The sequence below is a fragment of the Chitinophaga barathri genome (assembly GCF_003807585.1).
Classification (GTDB): domain Bacteria; phylum Bacteroidota; class Bacteroidia; order Chitinophagales; family Chitinophagaceae; genus Chitinophaga; species Chitinophaga barathri.
This window is the reverse complement of the sequence record NZ_RMBX01000023.1, coordinates 21,069-44,414: the sequence shown is the minus strand read 5'-3', so window position 1 is coordinate 44,414 and position 23,346 is coordinate 21,069. Positions and strand designations below refer to the sequence as shown.

Sequence of the window (23,346 nt, the reverse complement as noted above, 5' to 3'; positions counted from 1 at the left end):
GATTAGCATTGCGAACGGTCTTTTGACCAATGACGACAAATAATCTGATTCCTTTTTCCTCTTCTGTTTTTTTTACATAAAACTAAGTTCTTCCTATTTTATAGCCACTACAAACATAGGATGACGACCTTTTTCACAACGACGCCGCCTCATTTATTTCAACACGCTTACTTCTTGATCATTTACGCTTCATCTCAAACACATCGTCCGTACCATACCGGTTGCTGCTGAAATAACCCGATCTGCCATCCGCATTGAGCCAGATGCCAAAATCGTCCTGCGGTGAATTAACGGGCGCGCCAAGATTACGTGCTTCCCCGGTAGGCGTGTTGCCTGAGAGCTGAACGAAAAACAGGTCCAGCCCGCCTTCCCCTCCTCTCCCATCCGAAGAGAAATATAAAGTGCCATCCGGGGCGAAATAAGGGAACATCTCATTACCTGGAGTATTCACCACCTGCCCGGCATTTTGCGGCTCAGACCAGCCTGAATCTATCTTCTGCGTGTAATAAATATCCGTGCCGCCCACGCCGCCCGGCCTGTCCGACACGAAATACAACAAATGCCCATTGGGATGAACGGCAGGGTGGCCGGTAGAGTATTCATTTGAATTAAAAGGGAAAATGCCCGCAGGCAGCCAATCCCCGTAACGGTAAATAAACGTATGGATCTGGAGCCTGTCCGGTGATTTTTTATTACCGCTGCGGCCGTTGCGGGTGATGTACATGGTATCCTGCCGTTGGTTAAATGACACCGGGCCGTCGTTGAACCGGCCGTTCACCTGCTGGTTGAACAATGAGATATGCTGATCCCCTTTCAGTATCACCACATTCTCCGGCAGCGGTGCGGCGGGTTTAGTGGCGGCCACCTTGCGCGTGTCGTTGCTGCTGGCGGGAATTGCCTTCGGTTGCACCGGCGCGGCTGTTTTCCATTGAGGATCGGGCGTACCCTTCAGCATGGCCACATCGTATACATAATAGATCGTGAAAAAAGGAGACTGATCTTTACTATCCCTGTATTGTGCCACACGCGTGCGCCCGCGGTTGCTTACGAACAGGAGGCCGCGGTTGAATACCGCGGGACAGAAATCGTCATACCCTGAGTTCATGTTCAGGTAAGCCGTTTGCCATTGTGCGGAATCCGGTGCCACAGCCTGTGGAGCGGCTGCTTCTATTGCGGCTGCCGGTTGCACAGCAGAGCCACGCACGATGACCTGCGCTGAGGCGGCTGCTGGGATGAACAGGTAAAATATGATAACAGATAATCGCATGAAAGCCTGGTTGTATTGATTAAAAAAACCTTGGGGATATTACCTGCCCCTTGTCCCATCCGAACTCGAACCGCAGCATGATCTCGTGCGTGCCCTGGTTATATTTCACCAGGTTGGAAATGCTGTGATCGTATGCATATCCCAGCCTGAACTGGTTGCTCAGCTGCAGCTCCAGCAAGCCCGCAATGGCATCGCCGGTCCTGTAGGATGCACCAATGCCCACGATCTCCTTGATCCAGAAGTTGACATTCACGTCCGCCTCTATCGGCGCACCCCGCACAGCTTTTACGAGGAAGGAAGGTTTCAGCTTCAGACTTTCATTCAGATCGAATACATAACCGGCCATCAGGAAAAGGTGCAGGTACTTTTGGGCCGTTACCTCCGTACTGTACAGGTATTGATCTTTGCGCAGGTAACTTTTCACGAGGTTCGGAACGGAAAAACCGGCATAAAATTTCGGCGTGTTATAAAACACACCCGCGCCAAAGCTGGGCATGATGGCGTTGATATTTTGCATAAATGCGGGATCCCCGCCATCTATCAGGTCTACCTTGGTGAGGTCAGCCTTGTAATTGCTCAGCCCGCCCTGCAGGCCTATCGCCAGGGAAGAGCCCTGCTCGTTGAAATTGATGCGGTAAGCATAGGAGGCATAAAAGCCGGTGGTTTTTACAATACCGATCCGGTCATTAAATGCCTGTATACCGAGCCCTACTTTTTTATTGCGCGTGGCCATATCGAAAGAAACGCTGCCGGTCCGGGGCGCGCCCTCCACGCCCACCCACTGGTTGCGGTACATGGCGGTGGCGCTCAGTACGCCGCGGCTGCCGGCATAGGCCGGGTTCACCGCCAGCATGTTGAACATATATTGCGTATACATAGCTTCCTGCTGGGCCAGCAGCAGCTGCCCCTTACACAATACCAGGATGAGGATGATGATCTTTTTCATGGTTTAACGCATTATGGTGATGAAGTTCACATACTTTTCACCGGTGGTAATATTCACGACTACGTAATAATAAGTGCCGTCCGGCAGGTTCTGCCCGATATGCAGGCCCAGGTTGCAGGTGCCGTCCCAGTCGTTCCGGTATTCGGATGACTTGAAGACCACATTGCCCCAGCGGTTGTACACTTCCAGGTTGATCTTGTCGTTCCCGACATTGCCGATCACAAACCGGTCGTTGACGCCATCGCCGTTTGGCGAGAAGCCTTGCGGGATACGCAGCTGTGTCGGGTTCAGCACCACCGGCGTAGCGGCCTGCTCATCCGGTATGCCGTTTCCGTCAGGGTCCGTCAGGTTGCCGTTCATGGAGGCGTCGGAGATGTCGTTGTTTGTGCCGTCTATTCTTGCCAGTACATTCGCCATGTTGTTGTAAGTCCCGAATGTTTTGTTCGGCAATACATTCACCACGATGCGGATGGTATCCTGCCTGCCCGGATCAAGCCTGCTGCTGCCGGATATCAGCAGTTGCTGGTCTGTAGTACCGTTGAAGCCGGGGTTTGGCGTAAGGTTGCCGGAAGCAAGGATGTCTCCCACCACGCGGAACGACAGCGGGGTTGGGAATACCGCCTGCAGGTTGTCCGAAAGGCGTATCTGCGTAAGCGCGGTGTTACCCATGTTCCGCAGGAAGAAGGTGTACGTGAATGTATAGCTGCCATTGATCTCCAGTTTGGTGTCGCTTACTGCCTTGGCCAGCCCTATCCGCGGGTTCGCCGCAAAGCTGAAGCTGGTGGCGCGGCTGCCCGCGGTGGCCGGATCGCGGCCTTCATTGGACGCATCCGTCACCGGAATGTTGTCCCTTATGCTCTGCGCCTGCAGGGTAGCCGAGTTCGTGAACGGCCCGAAACTGCCGTTTGCGTTCACCCTCAGCGTGAGTGTGATAGAATCCTGGCGGCCAACATCCAGCGTGCTCAGATTTTGGAGCAGGGCGGTGTCGCCGGTGCCATTGTAAGCGGTGTTCGCGATCAGCGTGCCGCTGGCGGTGATGTTTTCCACGGTGTAAGTAACCGGCGACGGGAATACCCCGCGAAGATCATCTCCTGTCATTACATTCTTCATGTCGGCATTGCCGGTGTTGCGCAGGGTGAATACGAAGGTTTGCAGGTAACTGCCGTCCGGTTGCAATACCGGTGCGTCAGCGGCCTTAGCCAGCCCCGCAGCCGGGTTTTCAGGCGCGGCGGTGATGCTGATATAAATATACCCTGTATCGCAAAGCGGCGGTGTACCATCATCGCACAGGCGGTAAATGATAGTATCAGCTCCGGTGTAGTCCGCATCGGCAGTATAGGTTACCTTGCCCGCCGGCGTAAACCCGAGCGTGCCGTGCTGCGGCTGCCGGATGATGCTGGCGGTGAGCGTGTTGCCGTTGTCGTCACGGTCGTTGCGGAGCGCTTCGTGCGTGACGGTGGCACCGGATGTAACCGTAACGGTATCGTCTACCGCCACCGGTTTGATATTTCCTATTGTAACCGTGAACCTTACTTTGGCTGTATCACAACGGGATGGTGTGCCGCTGTCGCAGATCCTGTAAGTGGCGGAATCCGTGCCGCTGAAGCCATTGGCGGGCGTGTAAGTAAAGCTGCCGTCCGGGTTCAGGATGAAGGTACCGTTGGCCGGGACTGTTACCACGGAAGCGATGAAGGTATCGCCATCGGGATCGCTGTCGTTGGTAAGCAGGTTGCCTGTTGCCGGTACATTGTCCGTAGAGGTAAATGCATCGTCTGTGGCCACAGGAGCATCATTCACGCTGGTAACGGTGAACACTATCATCGCTGTATCCGACAGGCCGCCCGGATCTGTGATGATATAATATGCCGTATCGTTGCCGAAGAAGCCCGGTGCGGGTACGTAACTGAATGTACTATCCAGGCCCAGCGTAAGCACGCCGTTTCTTGCCGGTGTAAGGATTCTTGCCGTCAGCGTATTGCCGTCAGGGTCGGAATCATTGCCAAACAAGCCGGGAGCGGGCACATTCAATGTACCATCTTCTGAAACAGTGTAAACATCGTTCACCGAAATTGGTTTCTCATTCACGGCTGCCGTAGTCATGTACAGGGTAGCCGTATCGCAGCGCGAAGGCGTGCCGTTGTCACATACCTGGTAGATCAATGAATCCAGGCCGTTGTAACCAGCGCTCGGTGTATAGGTGAAGGAGCCGTCCGCATTCAGGACTACGGTGCCATTCACCGGTGCAGTCACGAGACTGGCGGTAAGACTGTTGCCTTCTATGTCCGTATCATTGGTCAGTACATTACCGCTTACCAGGGTGCCTTCATCTGTTGCGACAGAATCAGTCGCCGCCACTGGTGAATCATTCACAGCTGTTACCGTGAACACTATCATCGCAGTATCCGACAGGCCGCTGCCATCTGTAATGATGTAATACGCCGTGTCATTACCGAAGAAGTCCGGTGCGGGTACGTAACTGAATGTACTATCCAGACCCAGGGTAAGCACGCCGTTACTTGCCGGTGTGAGGATTCTTGCTGTCAGCGTATCGCCGTCAGGGTCGGAATCATTGCCGAACAAGCCGGGAGCGGGCACATTCAGTGTGCCGTCTTCTGGAACAGTGTAGGCATCGTTCACCGCAATTGGTTTCTCATTCACGGCTGCTGTGGTCATGTACAGGGTAGCGGTGTCGCAGAGCGACGGTGTTGCATTGTCGCATAGCTGGTAGATCAGCGAATCCAGGCCATTGAAGCCTGCATCTGGCGTATACGTAAATGACCCGTCTGCGTTCAATACCACGGTGCCATTCACCGGCGCCGTTACAAGACTTACACGAAGTGTGTCACTATCAACATCTGTGTCATTGACCTGCACATTGCCGCTTACCGGGGTGTCTTCATCTGTTGTGACAGAATCCGCTACCGCTACCGGTGAGTCATTCACAGCTGTTACCGTGAACACTATCATCGCTGTATCCATCAGGCCGCTGCCATCTGTAATGATGTAATACGCCGTGTCATTACCGAAGAAGCCCGGTGCGGGTACATAACTGAAGCTGCTATCCAGGCCCAGTGTAAGCACGCCGTTTCTTGCCGGAGTGAGTATCCTGGCTGTCAGCGTATCGCCGTCAGGGTCGGAATCATTGCCGAACAAGCCGGGAGCGGGCACATTCAATGTACCATCTTCGGGAATAGTGTAAGCATCGTTCACTGCAATTGGTTTCTCATTCACGGCTGCCGTAGTCATGTACAGGGTAGCCGTATCGCAGAGTGAAGGCGTGCCGTTGTCACATACCTGGTAGATCAATGAATCCAGGCCGTTGTAACCAGCGCTCGGTGTATAGGTGAAGGAGCCGTCCGCATTCAGGACTACGGTGCCATTCACCGGTGCAGTCACGAGACTGGCGGTAAGACCATTGCCTTCTATGTCCGTATCGTTGGTCAGTACATTACCGCTCACCGGGGTGCCTTCATCTGTTGTAACAGAATCAGCCGCCGCTACTGGTGAGTCGTTCACGGCTGTCACGGTAAATACCACCATCGCGGTATCCATCAGGCCTCCCCCATCCGTGATCGTATAATAAGCCGTGTCCATCCCGAAGAAGTCCGACGCGGGCGTATAACTGAAGCTGCTATCCAGGCCCAGCGTAAGCACGCCATTCCTGGCGGGCGTGAGGATCGCCAGCGTCAGCGTATCGCCATTCGTATCGGAATCATTTCCGGCCAGGCCCGGAGCGGATATATTCAACACGCCGTCTTCACTGATCGTATATGCATCGTCCGTTGCCACCGGTTTGCTGTTTACAGCCAGCGTTGTTAAGATCAGGGTGGCCGTATCGCAGAACGAAGGCGTTCCGTTATCACACACCTGGTAGATCAGCGAATCCAGGCCAACGTAGCCCGTATTCGGTGTATAGGTGAAGGAACCGTCCGCATTGAGCACCACCGTACCGTTCACCGGAGCCGTTACAAGGCTGGCGGTAAGCCTATCCCCTTCAATGTCCGTATCATTGGTCAGCACATTATCGCTCACCGGCGTATTTTCATTTGCCATCGCCGTATCCGCTGCGGCCATCGGCGGATCGTTCACAGCCGATACATTGATGACGATAAGCGCAGTATCCTTCAGGCCTCCCGCATCGGTCACCACATACACCACCGTATCCAAACCAAAGAAGTCAGAAGCAGGCACATACCCGAAGGCATTGCCGGCTTGTAAAGTAAATACACCATGCGCGGGCTGACGCTCAACTGCCACAGTCAGCGGGCGACCTTCAGGATCGCTATCATTCGCCAGCATGGCGGGTGCGGCCACATTCAGCGGAACATCTTCCGCCACCGTATAAGCATCATCCACAGCCAGCGGTTTCATGTTCTCCGCGACAATAAAACTAACTCTCGCGGAATCGCACAACGACGGCGTTCCGTTGTCGCAGATGCTGTACAGGGCTGAATCCGTGCCGCTAAAGCCCGCGTTCGGCGTATAGGTAAATGTGCCGTCCGGGTTCAGGCCAAGCGAACCGTTTGCCGGCGCCTGCACTACCAGTGCGCTGATGGCGTTACTATCCGGATCGTTGTCATTCACCAGCAGGTTCCCATTTACGGTTTCTCCTTCTTTCAGGAAATAAGCATCGTCCAGGGCTACGGGCGCATCGTTCATCGAGTTGATTGTAATCATGGCCACTGCTGTATCTCTCAGCCCGCCAGGATCAGCGATGATGTAGGTGAACGAATCCAGTCCGAAATAATCAGGTGACGGCTGGTATGTAAAGGAATTATCACGGTTAATGATCAGCGAGCCATGATACGGGCCGTTCAGCACGGAAGCATTCAGTACATCGTCCACATCCACGTCGCTGTCGTTTACCAGCATGCCGGGAGACAGTACGGAGAGCGCCTGGTCTTCGTTTGTGGTATGCGCATCGTCCACTGCCAGCGGCTTATCGTTCACCGGCAAAAGCGTTACGTGGATCACGGCGGTGTCGCAGAGGCCGGACGGGTCGCACAGGCGGTAGGCAATACTATCCACGCCATGGAAATTCCTCAGTGGCCTGTAGGTATAAGTGCCATCCGGGTTGCGTACAAAAGTACCTTTGGTGAGGAAACCGATCGGCTCTCCTGTGAGTACATCCCCATCCGGATCAGCATCATTGATCAGCGCCACTGCCGGCGAGAAAGTGATCACGGTATCTTCCGTACGGGTGAAGTAATCATCCACGCCCACCGGCCGGTCGTTCACCGCGGCGATATTGAAGTAGATTTTTGCATCGCTGCAGTTGTTCGCTGCGTCGCAGATGCGGTAAACCGCACTGTCAGCACCATTGGCATTGAGGTTCGGACGGTATTGTATGCCACCGCTGCCGTTCAGCGCCAGCTGGCCTTTGATGGGCGGCGTCACCACCGTGATGTTCAGCGGGCTGCCGTCTGTATTCACGTCATTTGCCAGCACACCGGCTGCGGAGACGAACAGGCTGTCCTCCGTCAGTGCAACGGTGTCATTCACCGCCAGGGGCGCATCCGCAGCGGGCAGCACATCAATGAAGACGGTTGCTTCATCGCAGTATTGGCCGTCGCAGGCGCGGTAAGTGAACTGGTCCTGGCCGTTAAAGTTATCATTAGGCTCATAAGTGAAACTGCCATCCGCATTCAGCGTCAGTGTGCCATTTGCCGGCGGTGTCACCAATGTAGCCGCCAGCGCGTCACCATCGGGATCAGTGTCGTTCAGCAACGCACCCGGGGCGGCAGTGTTCAGCACGGCGTCTTCATTCATCACAAAGTTAAGACCCACAGCCACAGGCGGATCGTTCACCGCGGAAACGTTGATGTAGATCACGTTCGTATCGCAGGTACCGGAGAGGTCGCAAGCGGTGTACGTCAGGCTGTCCAGCCCATTAAAATCTTTATTGGGCGTGTAACTAAGGCTGCCGTCCGGCCGCACGATCACGGTACCGTGTTTTACCGGCGTCAGGATGCTGGCGGAAATATCATCTCCGTCCGCATCGGCATCGTTCGCCAGGATGCCCGGCGGCGGCAGTACCAGCGGCTGGTCTTCCGGCGTGGAGTACGTAGCCGGGTGCGTTTCAGGCGCATCGTTCCTGGGCACAATGGTGAGGCGGATGATGGCCGTATCACAAAGGCCTGACGGGTCGCATACCTGGTATTCAATACTATCCACGCCGTTGAAGTTCAGTGCGGGCCGGTAAGTATATGTACCGTCAGGATTAGCCGTAAAGCTGCCTTTGGTGAGGCTGCCAATGGGGCGGCCGGTCAATACATTCCCATCCGGGTCTGTATCATTTATCAGCGCAACGGACGGCGGGAAGGTGATCACGGTATCTTCCGCCCTTGTAAATTCATCGTCCACTCCTACCGGCGGGTCATTCACCGGGGCGATGATGATCTTCACCACTGCCGTGGAGCATAATCCGCCGGCGTCGCAGGCCTGGTAGGTGAAGGTGTCTTCCCCGCTGAAGTTCAGGTTCGGAATATATTCGAAAGAACCATTGGAGCGGAGCGTGAGCCTTCCATTGGCGGGTGTTTGCAAGGTAGACACAATGGCTTCGCCATCGGGGTCCGTATCATTTGCCAGCACGCCGGTAACCGCGGGTACGGACAGCGGGCTGTCTTCATTTATCGCAAAGCTGTCCGCGCGCGCCACCGGCGAGTCGTTTACATTCACGAGGTTGATGGTGACGAAGCCGGTATCACAAAGCCCACGGTTGTCGCACACCTGGTAATAAATAAAGTCGGAGCCGCTGTAATCCGGATCGGGCGTATAGTTATACGTGCCATCGGGATTCGGCGTGAGGGTGCCATGGGCCAGCGTGCCGATCGGTGTGGCAGTGAGCGGGTCCCCGTCCGGGTCGGAATCGTTTACGAGGATAAACGCCGGGTTGTTCGGATCGAGGACAACGGTTTGTTCCTCATTCAGGTTGATGGTGTCATCCACTGCCACAGGCCGGTCATTCACTTCGGTGATAGTGAGATATGTTTTGGCGGGCACACAGAGGCCTGAGGCATCGCACACGTTGTAGGTAAAGCTGTCAACGCCGTTGAAATGCTGATTCGGGCGGTAGCGGAAAGAACCATCCAGGTTCATTTCCAATGTGCCTCTTGTGGGCGCCGTCACAACGGAGGCTACCACCTGGCCATCCACATCCCTGTCGTTTCCGAGTACGCCCTGGCCCGGCACATTCAGTATGGAATCTTCTTCGAGCGTATAAGATTCGTTGTTTACTTCCGGCGCATCGTTTGCCTCCGTTACGGTGATTATAACAGTCCCGGTATCACAGAGCTGCGGCGTGCCGTTGTCACACACCCGGTAGGTGAATACATCCGTGCCGTTGAAGTCCGTATTCGGCGTGTAGGTGAATGTACCGTCCGGGTTTAGCACTACCGTACCAAAACCGGGTTCCATCGCCATCACGGCGGTGAAATTATCACCGTCCAGGTCACTGTCATTGGTCAGCACATTTCCATTCAGCGGCGCTTCCTCTCCCGTAGTAAATGTTTCATTCACGGCCGACGGTTTATCATTCACCGGGTTCACGGTAATGGTAACGGTGGCTGGTGCGCAGGCCCCTGTACCATCACACACGTTGTAAGTGAACTGGTCTGTTCCGTTAAAGTTGAGGTTTGGCTGGTATTCAAAAGAACCGTCCGCATTCAGCGTCAACACGCCATTGGCAGCGCCGGTCAAGAGGTTTGAAGTCAGGATGGCGTCATCCGCGTCCGTATCGTTCTGTAATACGCCGGGCCCGGCAATCACCAGGCGCCCGTCCTCATCCAGCGAATAGGTATCATTTACAGCCACCGGCGCATCATTCAGCGCATCGATGCGGATATATATTTTGGCGGTATCACAAAGCCCGCCCGGCTCGCAGATCCGGTAGTAGAAGGAATCCAGGGTAAGCACGTCCTGTCCCGGCGTATAGTTAAATCCATCCGCCGTGATCGCGCTGATAGTGCCTGTTTGCGGTCCCATTGCGGGGAGCAGCGATACGGTGAAAGGTTCATTCTCCACATCCGTGTCATTATCTGTAAGACGGCTGAACTGGATCGTAATGGGCACATCTTCCGGTGTTTTAAACTCATCGTCTCTCGCCATCAGGGTATCGTTCACCGCGGTGACGGTGAGCGTTACCACCGCGGTGGCGCAGCTGCCCTGCGGATCGCAGGCGGAGTAAATGAACTGATCCGTACCATTGAAATTGAGGTTCGGCACATAGGTGAATGTACCGTCCCCGTTGGCAGTAAGCCTGCCATTGGCGGGCTGAGCGGAAACAGATACCTGCAGCTGGTCACCGTCAGGATCCAGGTCGTTTACCAGCAGCTGGGCCGCGGTAAGGGTCAATGGCTCATCCTCATTCAGCGTATACGCATCCGCAACCGGTGCAGGCACGTCATTGGCCGGTGTCACGACTATCCTTACAAGCGCATTTGCACAGTTGCCTCCGGGGTCGCAGGCGGAATAGGAAAGGCTGTCTATCCCATTAAAATTTGGATCGGGCGTATAGGTAAAGCTGCCATTGGCATTGAGGGTAACGGCGCCGTGAACGGGAGCGGTCACCAAAGCGGCGGTAATGGCCTGGCCATCCGGCTCTACATCGTTCAGCAATATACCGGTAGCAGGCACGGTGAGTACTTTATCTTCCTCTACGGTGTAGTTGTCATCCACCGGTCTGGGCGCATCATTCACCGCGCTCACCGTAAGATTTACACGGCCGGTATCACAGAGGGACGGCACGGAATTGTCGCATACCTGGTAAATAAAATAATCCGGCCCGTTGTAATCCGGATTGGGCGTATAAGTAAAGCTGCCGTTGGCATTCAGTGTGAGGGTGCCCTGCTCCGGTTGCCTGTATATTGTGGCAGACAGCTGATCTCCATCCGCGTCCGTATCGTTGCCGAGCAGGCCGGGAGAGGCAATAGTCAGCGGCAGGTCCTCACCCGTTGTAAAGTTGTCATCTGCCGCTATGGGAGCGTCGGATCCGGCTGCTACATTGATAACGACAGTCGCGGTATCGCATACATTGCTGCCATCGCATACCTGGTATATGAGGCTGTCCACGCCATTGAAATTTGCATTGGGCGTGTAAATGAAATTCCCATCCACATTAAACACTACTGTTCCATGCACCGGCGCTGTCACCAGGGCGGCCACCAGCGGATTGCCGTCTATGTCCGAATCGTTGAACAGCGGGCCGGGCGCCGCGACGGTCAGCGGCTGGTCTTCCGTGGTATTGTATTCATCATTTACGGCCAGCGGTTTATCGTTCACTGCGGATACCGTAATATTTACCGTGCCGGTATCACAGCCACCCTGGTTGTCGCAGACACGGTAGGTGAATGCATCCGGGCCGTTGTAATTTGCCACCGGCGTGTAAATGAAGTCCCCCTGCGGGCCAACGGTGAGCGTGCCATGCAGCGGCTGCGTGATAACTGAAGCTGTGAGCGGGTTACCGTCTGTATCCGTATCGTTGGCCAGCAGGCCGGGTGGTGTTATATTCAGCGTTCCGTCTTCAGCCAGTGTGTAGGCATCGTTCCCGGCCACCGGTGCGTCGTTCACGTTATCAATAGTGATCACGGCCGTAGTAGTATCACAGGCGCCGGAAGGATCGCAGACCCTGTATGTGAAGCTGGTTGTACCGTTGAAATCAGGTGCGGGTGTGAATACAAATGAACCGTCGGCATTCAGCACCAGCGTACCGCTGGCTGGCGGCGTCACCAGGCTGGCGGTGAGCGGATCGCCATCCGGGTCCGTATCGTTGAACAATACGCCGGGCGCGGGCACGGAAAGCGGGCTGTCTTCAACACCGGAATAATTCGCGGGGCCAGCCACCGGCGCATCATTCACCGCTGTGATGGTGAGAGTGACGGTCGCGGTATCGCAGGCGCCGCTGATGTCGCATACACGGTAGGTATAACTATCTGTGCCATTAAAATCCCTGTTGGGGGTATAGATAAAACTGCCGTCCGCATTCAGCTGCACCGTACCGTTCTGCGGGCCGGTGACCACACTGGCATTCAGGCCGTCGTTATCAATATCCGTATCGTTCGTGAGCACACCGCGGGCGGGTACGTTCAGCGGCGTATCTTCCGCCAGTGTATAGGCATCATCTGCCGCGGCGGGCGCATCGTTCGCAGGAGTGACGGAAATGGTCACAAACGCGGTATCGCACAACGAAGGCGTTCCATTATCGCAGGTGCTGTAAGAGAAAATATCCGTACCGGTAAAATCCGGGGCGGGCGTATAGGTAAAGCTTCCATTCGGATTCAGTGTGAGCGTGCCGCTCGCCGGGCCGGTTACGAGCGATGCCGTAAGCGGATCACCATCCGCGTCGCGGTCGTTGATAAGCAGGCCGGGCGCGGGAATCGTCAGCACCGCATCTTCTGCTGTGGTATAACTTTCATCCAGCGACACCGGCCGGTCGTTGACGGCCGTTACCGAAATATTTACGGTAGCAGTGTCGCATCCGCCGCTGGCATCGCAGATACGGTATGTATAACTATCCGCGCCGTTAAACTGTGCATTGGGCGTATAAACGAAGCTGCCGTTTGCATTCAGCGTCACGTTGCCATTGGCCGGGCTCGTGATGAGGCTGACCGTAAAGGCATCGCTGTCTATGTCCGTATCGTTTGCCAGCACACCGGGAGCGGTGGCGCTCAGCGGAGTATCTTCCGTTGTTGTGTAAGTATCGTCGCCGGCTACAGGGCGGTCGTTCACAGGGCTTACAGTGATGCTTAGGGTAGCGGTGTCGCAAAGCGAAGGCGTACCGTTGTCGCACACGCGGTAAGAAATCAGTTCAACGCCATTGAAGTTGGCGTTGGGCGTATACGTGAAGGACCCGTCGGAGTTCAGCGTCAGTGTACCATTGGCCGGGGGCGTCACCACAGTTGCGGTAAGCGTATTGCCGTCCAGGTCTGTATCGTTGAACAGGAGGCCCGGCGCGGTCACTGTCAGCGGCTGATCTTCATTGACATTATAAAAATCGTTCGTAGCCAGCGGGAAATCATTCACCCCCGTTACATTAATGGTAACGGTTGCAATTTCACAACTTCCGCTCGCATCACAGGCATTGTATGTAAAGCTGTCCGGCCCGTTGTAATCCGCTTCAGGCACATACCGGAATGAACCGTTGGGTTGCAGCACGAGGATACCGTGTGCGGGGCCGGTCACCAGGTTTGCCGTGAGCGCATCACCGTCCGCATCCGTATCGTTTGTAAGCACGCCAGGGCCGGCAATGTTCAGCACGCCGTCTTCCGTGATGGTGTAAGTATCATTGTTGCCCACCGGCGTATCGTTCACATTGCCTACATTGAAGGTTGCCGTGGCAGTGTCGCAAAGACCGGTCGCGTCGCAAACGCGGTAGGTAAACTGGTCTGTGCCGGTGAAGTCCGGCCGGGGGGTGTATTGCAGTGAACCGTCCGAGTTGAGCGTCAGCGTCCCGTTTGTGGTAGTGGAAATGATGCTGGCTGCCAGCTGGCCGCCGTCCGCATCGCGATCGTTGTCCAGGATGCCGGGTGGGGGCAGGTTTACCGTTACATCTTCCGCAACGTTGATGTTGTCATTGCCCGCTACCGGCACATCGTTCACAGGCTGTACAGTAACGGTTACAGTGGCAGTATTGGAAGCAGTGTTCAGGTTGTCCCTGATGAGATAGGTGAACATATCCGTGCCGAAGAAATCAGGGCGCGGGGTATAGGTGACCGTATTGTCGGGGTTCAGCACCAGTGTGCCATTGGCCAGCGGACCGATCAGTTCGCTAACGGTGATGGTGCCGTCCGCATCGGTGTCATTCGCCAGTACGGTAATAGTAACCGGGTTGTCTTCCGTTGTGGTGGCGTTATCGTTTCCTGCCACCGGAGGTGCATTGATGATGATATTCACTTCATCGAAAGTAGCCGGGCAGGGCGTGTTGCTGATGGTCCAGCGGTATATATAAGTACCGGGTACCACAAGACCGGTAACGGCGGTATTGGGCTGTGTGCTGTTCACAATATTGCCGGAAGAAGGGGCACTTGTTTCAGTCCATACGCCTGCTCCCGAGCCGGAAACATTCGCTGCAAGGGTTACAGCGTTTGTATTCAGCGGGCCCTGGTCCGGGCCTGCACTGGCAGCGGGCGCGGCGGCTGTAACGGATACCTGTACGATGTTGCTGCCCAGGCTGGCACATCCGTCCGAAGAGACTGTCCTGCGGTAGATGGTGGATTGTGTTAAAGCCGCGGGCGTATAGTTTGCGGTATTGTTCGTTCCCGGTGCGGGCGCAAAACCGCCTGTGCCCGTAGTACTGCTTTCCCACAAATAGATATACGTTCCATTACCGCCCGAAGGAGCGGTACCGGCAAGCCCGGCCGGCGCAGAGCCGGAGCAGATGGACTGATCCGCTGAGATAGTATTGCCGGCAAGACCGGGATCCACGTTCACATTCACCACGTTCGAGATCACTTCCGGGCAGTTGTCGGAACGGACTATCCTCCTGTACCAGGTGGATTGTGTAATAGCAGGCGCATCAAAGGTTACGCCGGTAGCATTGGCCATATCCGCAAATCCGGCACTGGCGGAAGTTGTGGAGCTTTGCCACTGGTAACTGTAAGTACCATTGCCACCTGTGGCGGGCGTCAACTGTGTGAACGGCGCGGGGTCCCCGCCGGCACAGAAGGTCTGCCCGGCGCCGATGGTTCCCGCTGTAAGCAGGGGGTTGACGGTAACCGTCAGCACATTACCGATGGCTTCAGTACAGTTGCCGGAGCGCGTAATGCGGCGGTAGTAGGTGGTTTGCGTTAATAACGGTGCGTCATATGTAGCGGCAGTGGCCGTTGCGATATCCGTAAAGCCGCTGCTGGTACTGGTAGCAGAGCTTTGCCATTGGTAAGTATATGTTCCTGTGCCGCCGGTAGGTGCCGTGGTTTCTGTAAAGGCATCCGGATTGCCGCTGGCACAGAAGGACTGGCTGGAAGCCACTACGCCCGCGGTAATAGCAGGGTTCACTGTAATGGTCACTACATTGCTGACAGAAGCCGTGGCGCAGGCGCCGGAGGTGACCAGCCTGCGGTAGTACACCGTGGCGCCTACCCGCACGGGATCGTAAGTAGCTGCGGTGGACCCTGCCAGGTCAGACCAGGCGGAGTTGTCCAGGCTGCTCTGCCACTGGTAGGTGAATGTGCCGGTACCGCCCGCGGGCGTGGCGCCACCGATCACCGCCGCGTCGCTTACCTCGCAGAATACCGTTGTAGCAGGCGCGGTGATGGTATTGTTGGTAATAGCCGGTTGTATGGTGACAGTGACCACATTACTTACGGAAGCGGTGGCGCAGGCGCCGGATGTGGCCAATCTCCTGTAGTATGTGGTAACCGTGGCGGCTGGCGGATCGGAGCCTGCCGAGGTTGCTCCGGTGATGTTAGTAAATGTCGTGTTGTCGGTTGAGCTTTGCCATTGATAGGTATAAGTGCCAGTGCCACCGGTTGGCGTGCTACCCGTGATGACAGCCGCATCGCCGCTGCCGCAGAACGTAGCCGCCGCGGGTGCTGTGATGGTGTTGCCCGCCAATGCGGCGAGCACGGTAATGGTCACATCGCTGGTACTGGCTGTACAACTGCCGTTGCTGATGGTCCAGCGGAAAATATAAGTGCCGGTGGCCAGGCCTGTAACAGTGGTGCCGGGGCTTGAAGGAGTGGTGATCACCTGCGTGCCCGGGCCGCTGACCTTCGTCCATACACCGGCGCCCGTGGCGGGTGTATTTCCTGCAAGGGTTACGGTAGTGGCGGCACAAAGAGTTTGCGGCGCGCCTGCGTTCGCGGTGGTGGGCAACGGGCTCACTACCGGCGCCAATGTTTTGATATTATTACAACCCGCACCGGAGGGCGCGGCGTTACATTCCGCCAAAGGATCTACTGGCGGATTACCGTCAGGGTTCGTAGCGTCAGGATCGGTAAAGTCAATAGTACGCAACATGCTGGCGGTAACGGGCAGGGTGCCGGAGGAAGGTACCGCCGAAACAGTGCCAGTGATCGTAAACGTCACTTCCGCGCCATTGGCCATCGCCAGGCGGGCATCGTACTGGCTGCCGGTAATGGTGCCGCCGGATACAGTACTGGTACCTGTTGTAGCAGCACTTGAGACCGAAACGCCGGTTAACTCGGCCGGATATACGAAACGGAACTTCACCGAATCCACTGCCGAAGGCCCGTTGTTTTTTACTCTCACGGCAAAGCTTGCCTGCTGGCCAATGCAATAAGCGGCCTGCCCCGGTGTAATGCTTACGGTTTCCAGGTCTGCCTGCCTGAAAATAACAGTCGTGCCAAGCGTTTGAGGCGCACTGATCACGTATGCCCATGTGTCCAGCAGTACTTCATCGCCAAAGTCCGCGGAGCCGTATGAAGTAGAGCCCCACTTGTGGCCGTTTGTTGTGCTGGACTGATCGGTGGCCTTACGTGGGTTCGATGGCGTGCCGGTCACAGTGATGGGCGTGTCATCCCAGTTCACCAGGTCGTTCCCGCCGCCAATGCGGTTGATGATAATACCGTTCACGTTGTTTTCCACGTCTATAAAAGGGAAATGCACCTCCCCGCCAAAGAGCTGTCCTTTTACATTGACGGAAAGCCCGGCCGCACTGGCCGGTAAATTGGTGCCGTCTCCATACTTCCCGTCCCAGTATACACGGTTGGCCCCCGCCACAGCGGAGCCGGTCAGCCTGCGGTCCACCGCATCCGTATAGACGCCGTTCTGGTTAAGATCCAGGTCTATTGCGAAGTTGGCGGCAATGCCCGCATTAAACGTGACATATCCGCCCAGCGGGTTCGTACCGGCACGTGTGCTGCCTTCTGCACCTACAAAACCGATATTGCTGATATTGATCGCAGGCGATGTGGTCAGCAGCCATTCCGTGCCTCTCACGGAAGGTGCGCTGGCGGGAAGGTCTGTAGAAGGAGTATTAAAAAAGAGTTTGTGTGTAACGTCCGTCCCGTTATCAATAGCACGGGGGTCCTGCACGTCGATATTGGAAAGATCGTTTACACTCTGGTAAAGCGGATCACCGGCGGCCGTACGGGCACCTTTGTTGTTGGCGAAGAAAGAAAAACCGAAGCCGGTCTGACCGTTATTATCCACCGTATATTGATAACCATCTTTGGTGAGCACATTAAAAAGACCGTTGAAACCATATTGGTAATTCCCCATGTTCGCCGTAAAAATATTGGTGAACACCCGTCCGGTGGCGAACGTATTGTTCGTACGGTACACAGAAATATCAAAAGCCGTCACGAAGGTGGTGCTTGGCTGTGTCCATGCCGCGCTTGCCAGTACCGGGGTGGGACTCGTGACACTGTTCACGTTAGGTGGCACAAAATCCACCTCCCATACACCTGCTTCACCCGCCGCGACAGTACGGATAAAAGCATTATAGCCCAACCCCACACCAGTGGTCACATTCGGGCCGTTGATCTCCTGTGTGCGGTTCACGATCCTGCCGACTATTGTGCTGCTCCCGGTGGTGAAAGTAGTGCCATTCGGAAGCCTTACCCTGATGGTGCCGTTGCCGATGCCCTGCGCGCTGGAACCGAGATAGACGCGTTCCCCCACGTTCACATACACCTTCATAGTGCCGAGCGTCGGGAAAATATTGACGGTCCCTACGGCAGAGGTGCTATTCATAAAAGCACGGTATCCTCCCCTGGCGGCAAGTTCCTTGCTACCTTCAGCATGCGAGCGCAGGGGGAATAAGAAGACGATACAAATAATAATAAAGGCATACGACATTGAATCAATATGCCGGGCAACATAGTGGTAAATAGTGGTCATATAGGCGTATCGGGTCTAAAAACTGGTTCCTCTAGGCTGAAAGTTGCATCAAGGTGATATGATTTGCCTGGCGGAGATGCAAATCATAACTTAATAGCATATGGTTACTGTATTCTCTCTTGTTGTATCATGGTGGTAAGATTTGCCGGGCTGAAATGCAAATCATAACTTAATAGTATATCCGGTTACTGTATTTTCTCTAACAGAATTGTTTGTGGAATGTTTAAAGCGCGCGGATATTTTTTACGGAAACAACAGTAGCAAAACGGCCTCCGGGAAACAACCGTAACAGCCAAATATGTTGTTTAAACATCTTTCTCTTCCTCCCAATATGGTAACAATCTATTAGTCTACAAATTTTGTAGGATAATTGATTTTATATATTATCTTTGTTCCGTCCAAATCCGGTATTTGCACCCGCAGGTGAACACAGTGACGATAGTTCCATAACCAACCAACAACTATCCTGAAGACATTGCATACCGGCATTCAATTATTTTAAATTGAAGGAAATGCCTACCAACCACATTAGATGTCACCGATGTCGGGCCTGATAGCCCTTTACGTCCATGCGCCGCAGACCAGCTGTGGCCGCCTGTTCCATTAGTTTTTAAAAGACGGTAAAACACCGCGCTGTCATGCGCTGAGGCATCGTATTGCCCGGCCGGACCGGCGTATGCATACGTCTTTTTTTCCCGCCCTCCGCGGGACAGGATCTTTATTGCCTTACACAATCAATCAACAACCTATATGCAAATTCCAACCAACAGGCTGCTCCGTAACCGCATCAAAAAGCGGTTGTGGTTACGGTATGTCACGATGTTTTTATTCATTTCACAACCATTGATACTGGCCGCGCAGGAGCATACTGTGCCGTTGATCAACTCGCGCCTGTCCGGCCGCGTGGTAGACGCCGTTAGCCGCGAAGCCCTGCCGGGAGCGATAGTGCAGATCAAAGGCACCACGCACGGTGTGAGCACGGACGAACAGGGGAAGTTCGGTTTTGTGACCGGGCAGAAATTCCCCTACACCCTCATCGTCAGTTTCCTGGGGTATAAAAAACAGGAAGTGATCGCCGAAACAGGACAGGTGGAAATACGGCTGGAGCCAGTGCAGAACCAGCTGAATGATGTGGTGGTAGTCGGTTATGGCACACAAAAGAAAAGCGACCTTACAGGTTCCATTTCATCCGTGTCAGGCAACCTGCTGAAACAGCCTGTCAGTTCACTGGACCAGGCGCTGAAAGGCTCCGTGCCCGGCATACAGGTAACGCAGACGTCCGGGCAGCCCGGCGGGGGCGTCAGCATCCGCATACGTGGCGGAAGCTCCATACAGGGCGGCAATGAACCTTTGTATGTGATAGACGGCTTCCCGGTTTATAACAATCCCGTGAGCGCGGGCATCCTCAGCGGCACGCCGGTGAATCCCCTGGCAAACATCAACCCTTCGGACATCGAAAGCATCGACGTATTGAAAGATGCCTCCGCCACTGCCATTTACGGTTCACGTGGCGCGAACGGCGTGGTGATCATTACCACCAAAAAGGGAAAGGCGGATAAAAGCGCTCTTTCTTATGAAGTACTTTATGGCGTTCAGTCACTTCGTAAAAAGATAGCGGTTTTAGGCGCGAAGGACTTTGCCGTATTACGCAACGAAGTACTGTACGACGCCAATCCTTCACGAGGGAAAAATCAATACCTCACCCAGGCACAGATAGACCAGCTGGGACGCGGAACAGACTGGCAGGACGAAGCCTTCCGCTCCGCGCCGCAGCAAAGCCACCAACTGACCATCAGCGGGGGCAGCGCCAAAACGCGTTACCTTCTTTCCGGCAACTATTTTAATCAGCAGGGCATCATCCGCAACACAGATTTTTCCCGCTTCAGCATACGCGCCAATGTGGACGCCAATCCCTTCGACAGGCTCAAAGTAAGCGCCGCGCTCACTGCCAGCAAAAGCGATGCGAACGTTGCGCCGGCCGGCATCGTATCTTCCCTGCTGATCATGCCGCCCACCGCTACCGTGTATGAGCCTGACGGCAGTTACACCCTGCGTAACCCATTTGAAAATATATTCGCAAACCCCGTGGCCACCATCAATGAACAGATCAACAAATCCATCACCAACCGCTTCTTCGGCACCGCCTTCGCGGAATATAAAATACTGGAAGGTTTGCAGGTAAAGGTGCTTTTTGGCGCGGACGTGAATACCACCAACGAAAAAAGTTACATTCCCTCTACCATCTATGAAGGCGCGCAGACAAACGGCTCCGCCGGACAGGGCACTTACAGTTCCTATTCATGGCTGAACGAGAATACAGTTTCATACGCAAAGTCTTTCGGGAAACATAACTTCGACGCGCTCGCAGGTTTTACGCAGCAGGAATACACCAGCGACGTAAGCCGCAGCGGCGCACAAAACTTTGTAACAAACGACCTCACCTACAACAACCTGCAAAGCGGCGCCACGCTCGTACGCCCCTATTCCGATGCCACCGCCTGGGTGCTGCACTCGTGGCTGGCGCGTGTGAACTATAATTACGCCAACCGGTATTATTTCACCGCCAGCATCAGGACGGACGGATCTTCCCGCTTCGGCAAAGGCAACAAATGGGGCTACTTCCCTTCCGCGGCTGCGTCATGGCGCGTCAGCAACGAACCGTTCTTCAGGGCGCTCAGTAAAACCATCAGCGACCTGAAGATCAGGGCCAGTTTTGGCACCACCGGAAACCTGGAGATCGGGGAATACCAGTCGCTGGCGGCATTGTACAGCCTCACTTATCTCTTCGGCGGCAAAACATTTACCGGCTTCGCGCCCTCACGCATCCCGAACGACAAACTGGGCTGGGAAACCACCTATCAGTACAATGCGGGCATTGATGTGGGGTTATTTAATAACCGCCTCCAGGTATCGCTGGACGGATATTACAAAAAGACGCAGGACCTGCTGCTGAGCGTTGAGATCCCCTGGACCACCGGGCAGAATGCATCCCTGCAAAACTTCGGTTCCGTACAGAACAAAGGATTTGAGATAGGCGTAAACAGCCGGAACCTCACCGGCGCGCTGGGATGGAACACGAACCTCAGCTTTTCGCTCAACCGCAATAAGGTGCTCACATTGGGCAATGGAGCCCGGTCCTACATCACGGGCAATTACATCATCCGTGTAGGCGAGCCGTTGGGCAGCTTTTACGGCACTGTTACCGACGGCATCCTGCAGCCGGGCGAAGAAGCCGGCAAAGGACAATACACCGGCAGCGCCACACCTAAACCAGGCGACAGGCTGTATAAGGATATCAGCGGCGACAAACTGTTCACCACAGCGGCAGACCGCACCATTATCGGCAATGCGCAACCTGATTTTATCTTTGGCCTGAACAATACTTTCGACTGGAAAGGGCTTTCGCTTTCTGTATTCCTGCAAGGATCATACGGCAACAAAATACTTAATTCCAACCGCCAGCAGCTGGAGCTGTTCACCGGCCAGCAAAACGCGGCCGCTTCAGCCCTCGACCGCTGGACGCCTGAACATACGAACACGCAGATCCCGCGCGCCAAGCTGGACCCCGCGCCCGTATTCTCCGACCGGTTTATTGAAGACGGTTCTTTCCTGCGTGTGAAAAACATCGCGTTGGGTTATTCCCTCCCCCGCTCCGTCTTCCGCAATATCGCCTCGGTTGAAGTATATGTATCCGCGCAAAATCTCCTGACCTGGACGAACTACACCGGCTTCGACCCGGAAGTGACTTCCGGCAGCAATGTATCGCCCGGCACGGATTCCGGCATTTACCCCGTATCCAGGACGGTAAGCGCCGGCGCTAAAATTTCTTTCTGATCTTAAACTTATGTTTGATGAAACGTACATCCGAAATATTTTTTTTCATCCTCATCCTCTCATCCGGCGCCTGCTCCAGCCTTGATGAAGAGCCGGCATCGCAGCTGGTCACGGAGCAGTTTTACCAGAACGAGCAGCAGGCCACCGCGGCGGTCACCGCCAGTTACCGTAAACTCTACGAAACAGGACAGTCCCTTTACAACAGCCTGTTCCAGATAGGCGTGGAAATGGCCACCGACGATTACGAAGCCGGCCCGAGAGCCAGGAACGCGCACGTACGCGCCATTTCCGGCCTCACGCACGACGCGTCCAACGACAGGATGGAGCAACTGTGGAAACAAAGCTATGACGCCATCAACACCTCGAACATCGCCATAGACCGCATCCCGCTGATACCAGCCGGTAAGATCTCCGAAAACATCCGCGCGCGGCTGATCAATGAATCCAAGTTCCTGCGGGCGCTGCATTATTTTAACCTCGTGCGCTGGTTTGGCGACGTGCCCATCGTGCTGCACGAAACGACATCCTTTTCCCCCGAAGCCCTGTATGTAGCAAAATCCCCCGCAGCCGATGTATATCAGCAGATCATCAAAGACCTCCGGGATGCGGAAAACCTGCCGGCGCCCAATGAATACGGCAGCGCGGACATCGGCCGGGCAAGCGCCGGCTCCGCCAAAAGCCTGCTGGCCAAAGTATACCTCACCCAACAGGACTGGCCCAATGCCGCCGCCAAAAGCAAAGAAGTGATCGACAAACACTGGTACGGGCTCTTTGAGAATTTCGGGGATGTATTTGAAGTGTCGAAGAAAAACGGGAAGGAACATATCTTCTCCGCACAGTTCCAGGGCAACGCCGGATACCAGGGGAACAGCCTGGCCAGCCGCTCCGCGCCGAATGAAGTGCCCGGCATCAACGGCGACTATGCGGATGCCATTCACAAGCAGGGCGGATTGTATGAAAGTTTTGCCGAAACGGATACCCGCAGAAGCGTTACCTTCATTACACAAATGGTGAGCCCGACAGATGGAAGGCTTTATACCTTTGAGCCGCACCTTCACAAATACTACGACCCCGCCGTGGTGGGCAACCCCGGCCAGTCTTCCCGCAACCTGCCCATTATCCGTTATGCGGAAGTGCTGCTCATTTATGCCGAAGCCCTCAATGAACAACACCAGACACCCACTTCCGGGGCTTATGATGCAATAGATGAAGTAAGACAACGCGCGGGTATCCCGCTGCTGCGGAACATTGCACCTTCCCTGTCTGTAAATGATTTCCGGGACAGCGTATTCCAGGAACGGAGAAAAGAACTGGTGTTTGAATACCAGCGCTGGTTTGACCTCGTGCGCCGCGGCCCCGACTATTATGTAAAAACACTGAAGGCGGCAGGAAAAACGCTGGCAGCGCCCAAACACATCCATTTCCCCACACCGCAGCGGGAACTGAACCTGAACCCAAAACTCAAACAAGACCCGCTATGGGTAAACTAACCATCAACGAG

At 55.0% G+C, this 23,346-nt stretch carries 5 protein-coding genes; 2 read left to right on the top strand and 3 right to left on the bottom strand.

Features of this window, described 5'->3' with window-relative positions:
• Positions 1–178: 178 nt before the first annotated feature.
• Genes EG028_RS27515 through EG028_RS27505 form a run of 3 tightly spaced genes read right to left on the bottom strand, consistent with a single transcriptional unit; the run spans position 179 to position 17,864 of the window.
• A complete protein-coding gene (locus EG028_RS27515) occupies positions 179–1,267 on the bottom strand; it encodes a TolB family protein (protein ID WP_120519502.1) in 1,089 nt (362 codons plus the stop codon).
• Between the two features lie 19 nt (positions 1,268–1,286).
• Positions 1,287–2,213, bottom strand: coding sequence for a PorP/SprF family type IX secretion system membrane protein (locus EG028_RS27510; RefSeq protein WP_120519501.1), 927 nt, complete (start codon positions 2,211–2,213; stop codon positions 1,287–1,289).
• Positions 2,214–2,216: 3 nt separating this feature from the next.
• The gene (locus EG028_RS27505) at positions 2,217–17,864 is read right to left on the bottom strand and encodes an Ig-like domain-containing protein (protein WP_162946654.1); all 15,648 of its coding nucleotides are present in this window, start codon (positions 17,862–17,864) and stop codon (positions 2,217–2,219) included.
• Between the two features lie 897 nt (positions 17,865–18,761).
• Here EG028_RS27505 and EG028_RS27500 point away from each other — a divergent pair.
• Both EG028_RS27500 and EG028_RS27495 read left to right on the top strand, forming a co-directional pair.
• Positions 18,762–21,845: a SusC/RagA family TonB-linked outer membrane protein gene (locus tag EG028_RS27500; RefSeq protein ID WP_120519499.1), complete on the top strand. Its 3,084-nt coding sequence runs from the start codon at positions 18,762–18,764 to the stop codon at positions 21,843–21,845.
• Between the two features lie 17 nt (positions 21,846–21,862).
• Positions 21,863–23,335 carry a RagB/SusD family nutrient uptake outer membrane protein gene (locus tag EG028_RS27495; RefSeq protein WP_120519498.1) on the top strand — a complete coding sequence of 491 codons (1,473 nt, stop codon included), beginning with the start codon at positions 21,863–21,865 and terminating at the stop codon, positions 23,333–23,335.
• Positions 23,336–23,346: the final 11 nt, after the last annotated feature.